The sequence below is a fragment of the Pseudomonas sp. GW822-FHT06B12 genome, assembly GCF_058799675.1.
Window position 1 is genome coordinate 155203 of record NZ_JBXALR010000011.1, and the last position, 11738, is coordinate 166940.

Consider the following 11738-nt stretch of genomic DNA (forward strand, 5'->3'; position numbering starts at 1 on the left):
TTTGTTGCATGAAGGGGCGTGGCTTGTCATCAGCAGAGCCGAGTCAGCCAATCAAGCGCCGGTCTTGATCGTGTTCCACGCGCGGGTGCGCACGCGCTCCGTCTTCAGCGGGAGTGGTTCTAGCGGAAATAGCGTGTCAAGGACTTGCTTGGACGGATACACCCCGGGGTTGTCGCGGACTTTCTTCTCGACAAGCGCGGTGGCATCCTTGTTGGCGTTCGGATAGCTCAGGTAGTTGGATGATTCAGCGATGACTTCGGGGCGCAGCATGTAGTTGATGAAGGCTAACCCTTGCTCCGGGTTCGGCGCATCGTTGAGCTGCACCAGACTCTCCACCCACACCGGGGCACCTTCACGTGGAATGCTGTAGACGAGGTTGCGATGGTTGCCAGCCAGCTCGGAGGCCTTTTGCGCATCGGCGACACCACCAGCCCAGCCCAGCACGACGCAGATGTTGCCATTGGCTAGATCAGAGATGAACTTGGAAGAATCAAAGTAGACGATATGGGGACGCAGTTTCAGCAGCAGCTCCTGGGCTTTTTTGTAATCATCCGGGTTCTGGCTGTTGTAGGGCAGTCCAAGGTAGTGCAACGCGATGGGAATGACCTCGCTAGGGGCGTCCAGCATGGCCACACCGCATTGACTCAGTTTGGCCAGGTTTTCTTCCTTGAAAATCAGGTCCCAAGAATTAACTGGCGCATCTGGGCCGAGTATCGATTTAACCTTGTCCGCGTCATAGCCGATGCCAGTCGTACCCCACAGATAAGGGGCCGCATAGCTGTTTCCGGGATCGTTGTTCTGCAACTTGGCGAGGATGTCAGGGTCGAGGTGGGACCAGTTGGGCAACTTTGAGCGATCCAGTTTTTTGAGCACACCCGCTTTGATCAGGTTCGGTAGCAGGTCGCCACTGGCAACCACTACGTCATAGCCACTGCGGCCGGCCATCAGTTTGCTTTGCATGACGTCGCTGTTGTCGAACACATCGTATACAGCGCTGATGCCCGCTTCTTTCTGGAAGTCTTTCATCGTGTTCGGGGCAATGTAGTCATACCAGTTGTAGATGTGCACGCTGGGTGTGGCAGGCTCGTCGGCCTCGGCGCAGACCAGGCCTACACTGAAAAGCGTGACCAGCACGAATTGCATGTAACGAGTCGGTTTCATCGGGATGCTCCAGAGCGTTAGCGCCGGGTCCATGGACACGAGCACTGCTCCTGCTAGTGTGTGAATTATTGTTGTGGCAGGGTCGAAATCGGAATCAAGACGGAACAATCGCTGTGGTGTGGAACACCCCTCGCGCCTGGTTCAGGGGATTAGTAGTTCACGTCGACCATCACCGTGCTCAATCTGCTCGCCGATCAGGAGCAGGCGGCGGTCACTGAGGTAGTCATAGTCGCGGCGAGCGGTGCGCAGCAGGTCGAGATCCAGCTCTACCACCTGACGGCACTCTGCGCGCCCAGCTTCAAATAGCGTGCGCCCGAAGGGATCGATCGCTGCACTCCCACCGGCAAAAACGAGGCCTTCAGCGCCGTCGCCGACTCGATTCACCATCACCGCGAATGCCTGGTTTTCCTGAGCGCGAGCCATGATCGCGGTGCGGTGGACAGGGCCGTAGGGATCCATGTTGCCGTTAGTGACCAGGATCAGCTCGGCGCCGAGTTGGCCGAGGGCTCGAGCACTTTCCGGCAACTCAATGTCGTAGCAAATCAGGATGCCAACACGGACTCCCTTCCAGAGCGCAGTGGCATAGCGGTCTCCCGGCTGGAACAGGCCGCGTTCCGAAGGCCAAAGGTGAGTCTTGCGATAGCTCAAGGCGATCCCTTGTGGGGTTACCAGCAGGGAGGTGTTGTAGAAGGTGCCGGAGTCGTTCTCAGCCATGCCAACCACCACCGAGACGTTCCGTTCGCGTGCGGCGCGCTGCACGGCCTGCACACTTGGCCCGTTCAGGGGCTCGGCAACTTCGGCGAGCTGTTGCGCGCTGGAGAATCCCATCAACTGGGTCTCTGGAAATATCAGCAGATCGGTATCTGCTGCGCAGGTAGCGATGGCCTGCAAGGTACGCTCTAGGTTATAAGCGGTATCGCCATCGCGACCGGTAAGTTGTACGAGTTCAATCTTCATCGGTGATCCTTTCACGTGTATGTGGGCTCGCAATCGCCAAACTGAACAGCACCCGCCAGGGCTGGATGGAGTATGGAGAGCCATGAAATGGAAAGTAATCACATCGATGGGGTAACCCCGTATGGGTAGAAACGTGAGCATTACATTGCAGGATATGGCCTGGCACCAGGCGATTGGCAGGCTGATTGAGGCACTTGACCGTCCTGATTTCTGGCTGGCCCTGGTGCGTCTGCTGGATAGATACATACCGGTGGACAGTTGGGTCGTGCTGATTTTCAGCAATGGCCGGCCGCAGGTGCTCGCAGAATGCCCTGGCAAGGATGGCGGGCCGGACCCGCTCTTTCAGGATTACCTCAAAGGCCTGTATCTACTTGACCCCTTTTACCTGGCCAACCGAGAAGCACCGCAGAACGGTTTGTTGTGGCTAGCCGATGTGGCGCCGGAGTGCTTCGAACACACCGACTACTACCAACGCTACTTCCGCCTCAATGTTGTTGCCGACGAAGTACATATCAACGTCCAACTCGACACGGAACGCACCCTCAGCCTGTCGCTGGGAAGTGAGGGCCTCTTCAGTCCAGAGCAGATCGCCCTGCTCACACTCATCCAGTCCTGGGTTGCCGCCCTGATGCGTCAGCGCATGGCATTCGAGCGGGAGGTGCTGGAGCAGAACGCGTCGGCGACGCCAAGCTGGCAGAGCTGGCTGGACTCCACTGACCAGCAGTTGGATACCCCGCTCTCCGCCCGCGAACTGGAAGTCGGCCGGCTAATGCTCAGCGGCTGCTCAAACAAGGAGATCGCGCGCAAGCTGGCGATTTCCGCCGAGACTGTGAAGGTCCACCGCAAGCACATGTATAGCAAACTCGGCATTAAATCTCAGTCCGAGCTGTTCTCACTGTTTCTGAACGCTCAGAGCTGAAGTCGAAGTTTCCATCGCCATCAGCGACGAATTTACCTTGGCCAGAAAGGCTGGCTCATCCCGGCGCATGCCCGCGCCAATCGGTTCGAGGGCCATCGGCTCCTTGGCCAGTGCTAGTTCGGGTCCAACAATCCGCCGCTCCAGTTGCGCGACACCCGGGTTCCGGTGAATTTCGCCACCACCATGCCCTGAGGCACAAGGCGATCCCGATAGCGGGTCACCATTCGCCCCGCCTGCTCGGCAAACAGCACCACTTCGGAAGACCGATCACCCGGCCGCCCCAGAATCCGCGCGAACCGCTGCCCTTCTTCGACAAAATCGCCGAGCGCTTTTTCAAAGATCAGTACCCCGGACTGTGGGGCGAGAATGGTCTCCATATGGCTCATTTCCATTGCCTCAACGGGCCAATCGCCTGGCGACAGCGCCTCATCGATGACCCCACACGCGCAAAGCCAGGCGTATAGGCCCGCAGCATCCTGCTCGGCAAGCCGATCGCTGACATCGCCCTGCCCGCGCAATTCCAGGGTCGCGGCCATGCGCTGATCGGTGACGCCATCGCGCAGCCAGGGCGCAATGATGGTTTCCTCGAAGGAGCCATCGCCACCGTCATCCCAGATGATCGCCACATCCATCTGCATCGCCGCCGCCAGTTCGCGGCCACGTGGCCAGAAACTGCGGTGAACGTAGAGGTACGGTATTGCCTCGTCATCCGTGTGCAGGTCGAGCATTAAATCTGCCGTGGCCGCCAGTTGTACCAGGCTTTTTTGCCATTCCTGGACATTGGTCGAAGGTCGAGCCATTGCGGTCGACTGGTCGAACGAACGGTTGAAGTTATGGCCGGTGGCGTCGTGAAACCGACCGAGAATTCGCCCTTGGCGAAACTGCCCGATGCCCAGGGGATTGGCCTGCGGCACCACCGTCACGCGGCCCTTGAGGCGACCCTCGGCCTCGGCGACCTGAAGCCGCTGCATCAGCACATGCAGGACCAGCATCCCGGCGATTTCATCGGCATGTACCCCCGCCTGCAAGTGCACCTTCGGCCCGCTGCCATCACCCTCGAAACGCCAGGCGCCGACCAGCACCGGGTCGCCGTTATTGTTCCTGACATTGAACGAAACATCCTGCGCCATGCACTTGCCCTCCCCTCATGACCATTGATCCCGATGTTCGACGGACTCTGGATCGAAGGGTGCCTGAACCCCGAGACCTTCAGCCCCGCCAACGGCCTCCCTATCTGTCGTTGCTGGATAAAGGGGTTGCGTCACGGAGCATTCAGCGCCAACGACGTCCTGTGACGGGTGGCGGCCAAAGATCATCGCCAGGGTGCCGCTGACTGCGATCAACCCGGCACCGATCATCAGCGACACATCCATCAGCGTGCCCCAGACCAGGTTCGACAGCGCGAATGCCCAGATCAACCCGGTGTATTCGAACGGTGCCAGCAAGATCGCCGTGGCCCGCTGAAAACTGGCGAACAGCAGAAACTGCCCGATACCGCCCACCAGCCCGGCGCCAAGCATCCCCAGCCAGGCCAAGGTCGGCGATGGGGTGTGGGTCCAGGGCAACGCCAGCATCATGCAAATGACAAACACCACATTGGTGATCAGCATCTGTTCCAACACTGAAGTCTGGTCATCCACCTGCCGCAACTGGATGTAGGTGAACGCCCAGCACATCGCCGCCAACAGCGTCAGAATGATCGGCAATGGGTCGGCCATGTTGCTGGGGCGACAGGCAATGATCACGCCGACAAAGCCGATGATCAGGGTGAACCACTGCCAGCCGCTGGCACGCTCCTTGAGGATTACTACCGCCAGCACCGTGACCATGATCGGCGCTGAAAAATACAGCGTGGTCATCTCTGCCAGCGTCAGGTCCCGGGCAGCCGTGTAATACAGCAGCCAGGCAACAATCGACAGCAGCCCGCGCACCACCAGCAAGCGCCGGCTCGGCGAGCGCCAGGCCCGCTGAACCAGCCGCAGGCGCCCTGCCAGCAGACAGGCGAGCACTACCACGAGGCCGCGCCAGAACAGAATGCTGATCACCGAATAGTCGGCCACCAGCCACTTGATGCCCGCATCCTGCAAAGACAGGAACGCGTAACCCAAGGTGCACAGGCCAATGCCCTGTAACGACCGGTCAACCCGTGGCGCGCTCATTACACCGACCTGCGCAGCGGCGTCCCGCGCCGCTCGGCAAAGGCGAACAGCGCCTCGATCAGGAACGTCAGGCAGACATACACCCCGGCCACCAGCAGCAACGGTTGATAGACTTGCAGGGTCTGGGCACGGACCACGTTGGCGGCGCCCAGCAAGTCGATCACCGCGATGGTCGAGGCCAGTGCCGTGGACTTCAGCAACATTACGGTCTCCCCGGCCAATGTCGGCAACAGCAACCGCATGGCCCGGGGCAGGCGCACCCGCAGCAGGGACTGGCGCGGGGTCATGCCAAAGGCCGAGGCGGCTTCCATTTCCCCCTTTGGCACCGCCAGCAGGCCGCCGCGAATCACTTCGCCCACATAGGCGCCCACCGACAGCACCAGGGCGAATACGATGTACCAATAGCCGTCACGCAGATAAGGCCAGAGAAAACTGCCACGAATCAGCGGAAACTGCGCAAACAGGCTGCCCAGCCCGTAGTAGAAGATGTAGATCTGGATCAGCAACGGTGTACCGCGAAACACGCTGGTGTAGAACAGGCTGGCCTTGGCGATGACTTTGTTCTTCGAGATCCGGGCCAGCGCCACCAGCACCGCGAGCACTAAACCGAATGCACTGGCAATCAACAGAAGGGTGATGCTCGTTTGCAGCCCTCGGCCCAACAGCGCCGCGTATTCAACTATCCACGCTGGAATCATTTCATTCACTCAGCCAAGGGCATCCAGCGACGAGTACGTCGCTCAAGCCGTCCCGACAGATAGTTGGACACCAATGTCACCGCGTAATACATCGCCGCGGCCGTGAGGTAGAACAACAGGTAGTGACGCGTCGAACCCGCCCCTTGCTTGGCGGTGTACAACAGCTCGTTAGTGCCAACCACGCTGATCAATGCACTGTCCTTGATCAGGTTGATCCACAGGTTGGCCATCCCGGCCATCGCATAGGGCGCCATGATCGGCAGCGTTACCCGCCGGAACAGCCCGAACCCGCTCTGGCCGAACGCCCTCGCCGCCTCGATCTGGCCAAAGGGAATCGCCTGGATCGCCGCCCGAAAAATCTCCGAGGCGTAGGCGCCCTGCACCAGTCCCAGTACCAGGATCGCCGCCAGAGGGCCGCTGACATCCATCGCGCCGTAACCCATCCGGGCCATCAGCGAATTGAGGAGCATGGAGCCGACGTAGTACAGCAACAGGATCAGCAACAGTTCCGGAACCGCCCGGAACAACGTGGTGTAGCCGCGCATCAGCGCCGCGATCGGTTTGGGGGCGTTCAACTTGAGGCAGGCCACCACCAGTCCGATGAACAGCCCGACCACAAAGGCCCCGGCCGATATCTGCAGGGTCATCCAGAGCCCCTTCAACAGCGCACCGCCCCATCCTTGTTCGCTGAAATCGATCAACTCGAACATTGCTGGCATTTCACTCTCCGGTTAGCAGGCGTGAGGGCACCGCTGGACCTTGTGGGAGCGAGCCTGCTCGCGATAGCGGTGGGTCAGCAAACATTGATATCGAATGTGCTGCCGTCATCGCGAGCAGGCTCGCTCCCACAGGATCTGTGTTCAGGTCAGAACGCGGGTTTCACGCTGGTCCCGAAGTAGCTCTGGGAGAGGTCGTCATAGTCCTTGCTTGCCAGCAACTTCTGGATCGCCTTGTCGAGATTGGCCTTGAGCGCAGTGTCATCCTTGCGCAGACCGGCGCCCACGCCTTTGCCGAAGATCGGGTCATAAGGCACCGTGCCCAGGTAGGCCAGGTCCTTGGCATCGGGCGTCTTGACGAATGCCGCCATGGCCGTGCCATCCGCCATCATCAGGTCGACACGACCGGCAATCAGGTCGGCGTTGGCCGAGTCCTGGGTGTCGTAATACTTCACTTCAGCAATTTTCTCGTAGTAAGCCTTCAGGTAGCTGGCGCTCACCGTCGAGTTCTGCACAGCGATGATCTTGCCCTTGAGATCATCCGGATACTTGTTCACCGCAGTGCCCTTGGGCCCGACAACCGCGATTGCCGAATCGTAGTAGGCCTTGCTGAACGCGATCTGTTTTTCGCGCTCTTCGGTCACGGACATGGAGGAGAAAATCACGTCGATCTTCTTCGCAAGCAGAGACGGGATGATCCCGTCCCACGCCACTTCCTTGATCTCGCACTCGGCTTTCATTTCGCTGCACAGCTTGTGGATCAGGTCGACTTCAAAGCCTTTCCATTCACCGTTGGCCTGCTTCTCGGTGTACGGCGGATAGGGTTCTGCTGCGACCGCGAACCTGATCGGCTGGGCCTGGGCCGCGCTCATGCCGGCCAGCATTACGCAGGCCAAGCCGGTTAACCAGTTTGCCAAACGTCGATTTCCCATGATTGTTCCCCGTTTTTTTTATGTTATTAGCGAGTCTGATGAGCGTTGACGAACTGCCGGCAACGCTCGCTACGTGGGTGTACGAACACTTCGTCCGGCGAACCGGTTTCCTCGATCAACCCTTGATGCAAGTAGGCGACTTTGGAAGAGACATCACGTGCAAAAGCCATCTCATGAGTCACCAGGATCATGGTCCGGCCTTCTTCGGCGAGAGAGCGGATCACCCGCAGCACTTCTCCGACCAGTTCCGGGTCGAGTGCCGAGGTGGGTTCATCGAACAGCATGACCTTGGGCCGCATGGCCAGGGCCCGGGCGATGGCCACCCGTTGTTGCTGTCCCCCGGAGAGAAACGCCGGGTACTCGTTGCGCTTGGCTGAAAGCCCAACGCGTTCAAGCAAGGCTTCGGCCCGTTCAATGGCCTCCGCACGGCTTTCACGCAGGACCTGAGTCGGCGCTTCGATGAGGTTTTCCAGCACCGTGCGATGGGGCCAGAGGTTGAAATTCTGGAATACCATGCCCAGGCTCGAACGGATCCGTACCAGCTGTTTGGCGTCGGACACCAGCGGCGCGCCCGGACGCGAGTGGTTCAGATGAATGCTTTCGCCGTCCACCAGAATGCGCCCCTGGTCCGGCACTTCGAGCATGTTGATGCAGCGCAGCAAGGTACTTTTACCCGAGCCGCTGGCGCCAATCAGCGAGATCACATCGCCTTCGCGGGCTGTCAGGGAAACGCCTTTGAGGACCTCGATGTTGCCGAAGCGTTTATGCAGGCCATCGACTTCAATCATGGTCTTGGCCGCGACTGTCTCAATGGCCGCTTCGCTGGTCACGCGGGTGATCGCCGGCCTCGGCGCTTCGCCCTTCAACACCAGGACAAAATCGCGAATACGCTGGCAGGCCTGGGCCAGTCGTTCTTCACCCAGCGTGAACGAGAGCCGCACGAAGCCTTGCGCCGGCTCGCCGAAGGCGGCTGCATCCAGGACCGATACACCCGCCTCGCGCAACAGACGCCAGGCGAATTCCAGAGAGCTCAGGCCAGTGCCGCGCACGTCCACCAGCACGAACATGCCGGCATCGGGCTTGAGCACTGAAATCCCCGGGCAATCAGACAGGCTCGCCACCACCAGATCGCGACGACGGCGATAGATTTCGCGCATGCCGTGGGTCACGTCCTCATGGGCTTGCACTGCCTTCAGCGCGGCCTCCATGACAAATCCCGGCAAGCCGTAGAGCATGCTCAGCATCAGGGTTTCAGCATGCGCCACCAGGGACTCATCGGCGACGATCCAGCCGATCCGCCAGCCGGTCATGGCATGGGATTTCGACAGGCTGCCGATCACCACGCAACGCTCGGCCATGCCCGGCAAGGCCGCCAGGCTGAGGTGCTCGCGTTCGAACGCCAGGCTCTCATAGACCTCGTCCACCACGACCCACAAATCATGGGTAATGGCGAGGTCGGCGATGGCTTGCAGCTCTTCGCGGTTGAGCACCACCCCAGTGGGGTTGTTCGGATTGGAGAGGAAAATCGCTCGGGTGCGCGGGGTGATGGCCTTGGCCAGCACGGCGGCATCGAGCCTGAAACCCGAATCCGCCGCGCAGGGCACGCGCACCAGCGTCGCACCGGAGGCCTTGAGCGTCGCCTCGTAGGTCACGTACATCGGGTCCAGGGCAATCACTTCGTCGCCGGCAGTGAGCAGGCACATCGAGGCGATGAACAGCGCGTTCTGCGCCCCCGCCACATTGATGACGTTTGACGCTTGCAGCTCACGGTCGAACAGCTGGCTGTACCGGGCGGCGATGGCTTCGCGCAAGGCCAGGCGACCGGCGATTTCGGTGTAGTGAGTGTCGCCCTCACGCAGCGCGTGAATGGCGGCATCGGTGATGAAATCTGGAGTAGGGAAATCCGGGTCGCCGATGCTGAGGATGATCACATCCTCGCCCCGGCACTGGGCTTCATACGCCGCATTGTGAATATCCCAGGCTGCAACGCCTTGGCCTGAGATCCGCTCAACAAAGGGTGAAAACCGCATGCCAGTGCCTCGTTCGAATAGAAGAAACGCAAGCCCGCAACCAGCCGGGGGAGAAGGTGGAACGAACATAGACGAAGCTGAACAGTCGTTCAACAGAAAAGTCACAGGGGTTCGCGTTCAGCGTAAACAGGTCGTTTTTACGACAGTCGGGCTGTTTTCCACACTCTCGTCAGGGAAGCGGACTTTCGTCGATCAGGATCGAACCACTGAACCCGAGACCGGTAGATTGCCCAGCAGGTTGAGTCCCGTGATCTTCACGAAAGTCTCATAGTCCACCGGCTTCTCAATGCGTGTTTCCGCGTTGGGTAGCACATAGGCCCAGGCACGTTTGGACGAAGCGTCGTAGACCAGTTTGAACAGACGGTCAGGTACCCAGACTTTGTTGTCGCCAATGGTGGCATGGCCTGCGTCAAAGAGCGGGCCGGTAAAGACAAAGACATTGCCATCGGCGCGCTTCGCGAACTTCCTGACATCAGACTCTACCTTGCTCCAGATCTTCCGGTTATTGGTCGGGTTTTGCGGCACCATGTTCGAAAGCGCAAAGGACTGGGCCATTGCATGTGGACTCGGTGCATCGGCCGCCGGGGACTGATGGCCGCGATCCACTGCCGGATGTTGGCCACGGTAGTCGCTCAACTCTGCCCGCCCGCTCTTGGGAATGCGTGGATCTGGATAGAACTGATTGGTTCGTTCCTCCCCCTTGGCATCCTCAAGCAGAGCTGAATTGAGACGCTCGACCACAACCAACGGAGTCTTGCTGGTTTGCGAGTACAGCACCGCAAAGTTGTCGGAACACAGGGCCAAGGGCTTCATCGTTGCCGGCACACTGGCCATGCTGATCGGCCTGGCTGACGGGAACAGGTCTGCGCACCCATCAAACGATGCCTGCGTCTGTTGGCTTGAATAAAGCTCGATCGCCGCGTTCTGGCTGATTGAGCCTGAACGGTGCCCTTGCTCCTCATGCTGGCTGGGCGGTTTGAGGAAATCCAGCAGGTTGCGAGCTTCTGCCGCACCGGTCGAGAACAAAACAAGGGCCGACAGCCCCACTGCTATTTTGCGTAGGTTCATGCTTGGAATCTTTGAGTTGGATTAAGGGGAGATACTTGCGGCAAAGCCCTGAAATTGCCGGTACGAAAAAAGAGGCCAAAGCCTCTTATTTCAATGCAGACAACACAGTAACGAGACTCGCAGCTAGCGTCTGACCCTTTGAAATTAAAGGAGTTTCTTTTACTCCCGAAACAGGAATGGACATGATCCACAAAGACGTGATCGACGACTCCGAAAGCCCAGGGAACCTTCCCTGGACTTTTTCATTTCTGCGTCGCTTTTGCATTTCTGTGCAACAGATCCCACTTCAGGGACTCCCCTACCGCGCGCTCGTGGTGTCCACGGCCGGATCTGGTTTTCACACCAACTGTTATCAATGTGCCTGTCTTGCTCTACAAAAAACACCGGCCAAGCAATGAAGACCCTGCTACTTATTAATGTTTGTAGGCTAACCAAACTCCCGCCAGGGCTGCCAGCCAAATCAGAACGACGAGCACCGCCGCCACTTTACTCACTGGGCGCTTCACGTGCGTTTCCTCCCACTCGCTAGCCTTTAGCTGACACTCTTCAAGCACAAGCGGTGGCATCAATCGGATAGCGAGCAGAATGCCAAGAGGCAGAATGATTACGTCATCCACATAGCCCACTATGGGAATGAAGTCTGGAATGAGATCGATTGGACTCAGTGCGTAAGCCACCACAAAAACTGAAATCCACTTGGGCAGCCAGGGAGTTTGTGGATGCTGATAACAAAACCAGAGAACCATGGTTTGACGCTTGAGATTTTTGGCCCAGCGACGCAGGTGTTCGAGGATGCCTTTCATTCAGTGCTCTTGTTTAGGGTAGTGAATTCGATGACTCAGTCTGCGCCAAGCACTGTCAAGAACCCGTTTCGCCCCGGTCGCCCCCGTTACCCGTCGTACTGCCGGCCTGCGGCTGCATGACTTTTCACCGCTGAACGAGCACGGTTTACCGCTGTTCAAACAGCTGACCCTGACTTTGGCACCCGGCGAACGACTGCTGCTGCGCGGCCCTCGCGGCATGGGCAAGACCACCCTGCTTCGCTCACTGGCGCGATTGTAGCCACGGCACCAGAGCAGCGTCGAACTGGGAAACCAC

Annotated in this window: 12 protein-coding genes and 1 pseudogene; 2 read left to right on the forward strand and 11 right to left on the reverse strand. The window is 59.1% G+C overall.

Annotated features, from left to right (window positions below; all coding sequences use genetic code 11):
• Nucleotides 1–51 precede the first annotated feature (51 nt).
• Both AC1RKH_RS22710 and AC1RKH_RS22715 read right to left on the reverse strand, forming a co-directional pair.
• Nucleotides 52–1161 (reverse strand): polyamine ABC transporter substrate-binding protein, encoded by a 1110-nt coding sequence (locus AC1RKH_RS22710; RefSeq protein WP_493064101.1) that lies wholly within the window; start codon nucleotides 1159–1161, stop codon nucleotides 52–54.
• A 141-nt stretch (nucleotides 1162–1302) separates the two neighbouring features.
• Nucleotides 1303–2118 (reverse strand): carbon-nitrogen hydrolase family protein, encoded by an 816-nt coding sequence (locus AC1RKH_RS22715; protein ID WP_493064100.1) that lies wholly within the window; start codon nucleotides 2116–2118, stop codon nucleotides 1303–1305.
• Between the two features lie 133 nt (nucleotides 2119–2251).
• Here AC1RKH_RS22715 and AC1RKH_RS22720 point away from each other — a divergent pair, with 133 nt between their 5' ends.
• Complete coding sequence (locus AC1RKH_RS22720) at nucleotides 2252–3037, forward strand: helix-turn-helix transcriptional regulator (protein ID WP_493064099.1); 786 nt, start codon at nucleotides 2252–2254, stop codon at nucleotides 3035–3037.
• Between the two features lie 3 nt (nucleotides 3038–3040).
• Here AC1RKH_RS22720 and AC1RKH_RS22725 read toward each other — a convergent pair.
• From AC1RKH_RS22725 to AC1RKH_RS22765, 9 genes and pseudogenes are all read right to left on the reverse strand, one after another.
• Nucleotides 3041–3163, reverse strand: a pseudogene (locus AC1RKH_RS22725) (ABC transporter); the annotation flags it as partial.
• Nucleotides 3151–4167 carry a M14 family metallopeptidase gene (locus tag AC1RKH_RS22730; RefSeq protein WP_493064098.1) on the reverse strand — a complete coding sequence of 339 codons (1017 nt, stop codon included), beginning with the start codon at nucleotides 4165–4167 and terminating at the stop codon, nucleotides 3151–3153. The gene AC1RKH_RS22730 and the pseudogene AC1RKH_RS22725, both read right to left, overlap by 13 nt.
• A 15-nt stretch (nucleotides 4168–4182) precedes the next feature.
• On the reverse strand, nucleotides 4183–5196 hold the full coding sequence (locus AC1RKH_RS22735) for a DMT family transporter (protein ID WP_493064097.1): 1014 nt from the start codon (nucleotides 5194–5196) through the stop codon (nucleotides 4183–4185).
• Nucleotides 5196–5894, reverse strand: a complete 699-nt coding sequence (locus AC1RKH_RS22740) for an ABC transporter permease (protein WP_123426105.1) — start codon at nucleotides 5892–5894, stop codon at nucleotides 5196–5198. Before AC1RKH_RS22740 ends, AC1RKH_RS22735 begins: the two co-directional genes overlap by 1 nt.
• 5 nt (nucleotides 5895–5899) lie before the next feature.
• Nucleotides 5900–6613: an ABC transporter permease gene (locus AC1RKH_RS22745; protein WP_493064096.1), complete on the reverse strand. Its 714-nt coding sequence runs from the start codon at nucleotides 6611–6613 to the stop codon at nucleotides 5900–5902.
• 146 nt (nucleotides 6614–6759) lie between these two features.
• Nucleotides 6760–7542, reverse strand: a complete 783-nt coding sequence (locus AC1RKH_RS22750; protein ID WP_493064095.1) for a transporter substrate-binding domain-containing protein — start codon at nucleotides 7540–7542, stop codon at nucleotides 6760–6762.
• Nucleotides 7543–7568: 26 nt separating this feature from the next.
• Nucleotides 7569–9572 (reverse strand): aminotransferase class I/II-fold pyridoxal phosphate-dependent enzyme, encoded by a 2004-nt coding sequence (locus AC1RKH_RS22755; RefSeq protein ID WP_493064094.1) that lies wholly within the window; start codon nucleotides 9570–9572, stop codon nucleotides 7569–7571.
• A gap of 192 nt (nucleotides 9573–9764) precedes the next feature.
• Nucleotides 9765–10640, reverse strand: a complete 876-nt coding sequence (locus AC1RKH_RS22760) for a DNA/RNA non-specific endonuclease (RefSeq protein ID WP_493064093.1) — start codon at nucleotides 10638–10640, stop codon at nucleotides 9765–9767.
• A gap of 413 nt (nucleotides 10641–11053) precedes the next feature.
• Nucleotides 11054–11443 carry a YkvA family protein gene (locus AC1RKH_RS22765; RefSeq protein ID WP_493064092.1) on the reverse strand — a complete coding sequence of 130 codons (390 nt, stop codon included), beginning with the start codon at nucleotides 11441–11443 and terminating at the stop codon, nucleotides 11054–11056.
• Between the two features lie 169 nt (nucleotides 11444–11612).
• Between AC1RKH_RS22765 and AC1RKH_RS22770 the strand changes: the two genes are divergently transcribed.
• Nucleotides 11613–11702 carry an ATP-binding cassette domain-containing protein gene (locus AC1RKH_RS22770; protein ID WP_493184051.1) on the forward strand — a complete coding sequence of 30 codons (90 nt, stop codon included), beginning with the start codon at nucleotides 11613–11615 and terminating at the stop codon, nucleotides 11700–11702.
• Nucleotides 11703–11738 lie beyond the last annotated feature (36 nt).

Bases quoted from the DNA above. Each gene is read 5' to 3' on its own strand.
- AC1RKH_RS22710 (WP_493064101.1), bottom strand. From the start codon at position 1,161: ATGAAACCGACTCGTTACATGCAATTCGTGCTGGTCACGCTTTTCAGT.
- AC1RKH_RS22715 (WP_493064100.1), bottom strand. From the start codon at position 2,118: ATGAAGATTGAACTCGTACAACTTACCGGTCGCGATGGCGATACCGCT.
- AC1RKH_RS22730 (WP_493064098.1), bottom strand. From the start codon at position 4,167: ATGGCGCAGGATGTTTCGTTCAATGTCAGGAACAATAACGGCGACCCG.
- AC1RKH_RS22735 (WP_493064097.1), bottom strand. From the start codon at position 5,196: ATGAGCGCGCCACGGGTTGACCGGTCGTTACAGGGCATTGGCCTGTGC.
- AC1RKH_RS22740 (WP_123426105.1), bottom strand. From the start codon at position 5,894: ATGATTCCAGCGTGGATAGTTGAATACGCGGCGCTGTTGGGCCGAGGG.
- AC1RKH_RS22745 (WP_493064096.1), bottom strand. From the start codon at position 6,613: ATGCCAGCAATGTTCGAGTTGATCGATTTCAGCGAACAAGGATGGGGC.
- AC1RKH_RS22750 (WP_493064095.1), bottom strand. From the start codon at position 7,542: ATGGGAAATCGACGTTTGGCAAACTGGTTAACCGGCTTGGCCTGCGTA.
- AC1RKH_RS22755 (WP_493064094.1), bottom strand. From the start codon at position 9,572: ATGCGGTTTTCACCCTTTGTTGAGCGGATCTCAGGCCAAGGCGTTGCA.
- AC1RKH_RS22760 (WP_493064093.1), bottom strand. From the start codon at position 10,640: ATGAACCTACGCAAAATAGCAGTGGGGCTGTCGGCCCTTGTTTTGTTC.
- AC1RKH_RS22765 (WP_493064092.1), bottom strand. From the start codon at position 11,443: ATGAAAGGCATCCTCGAACACCTGCGTCGCTGGGCCAAAAATCTCAAG.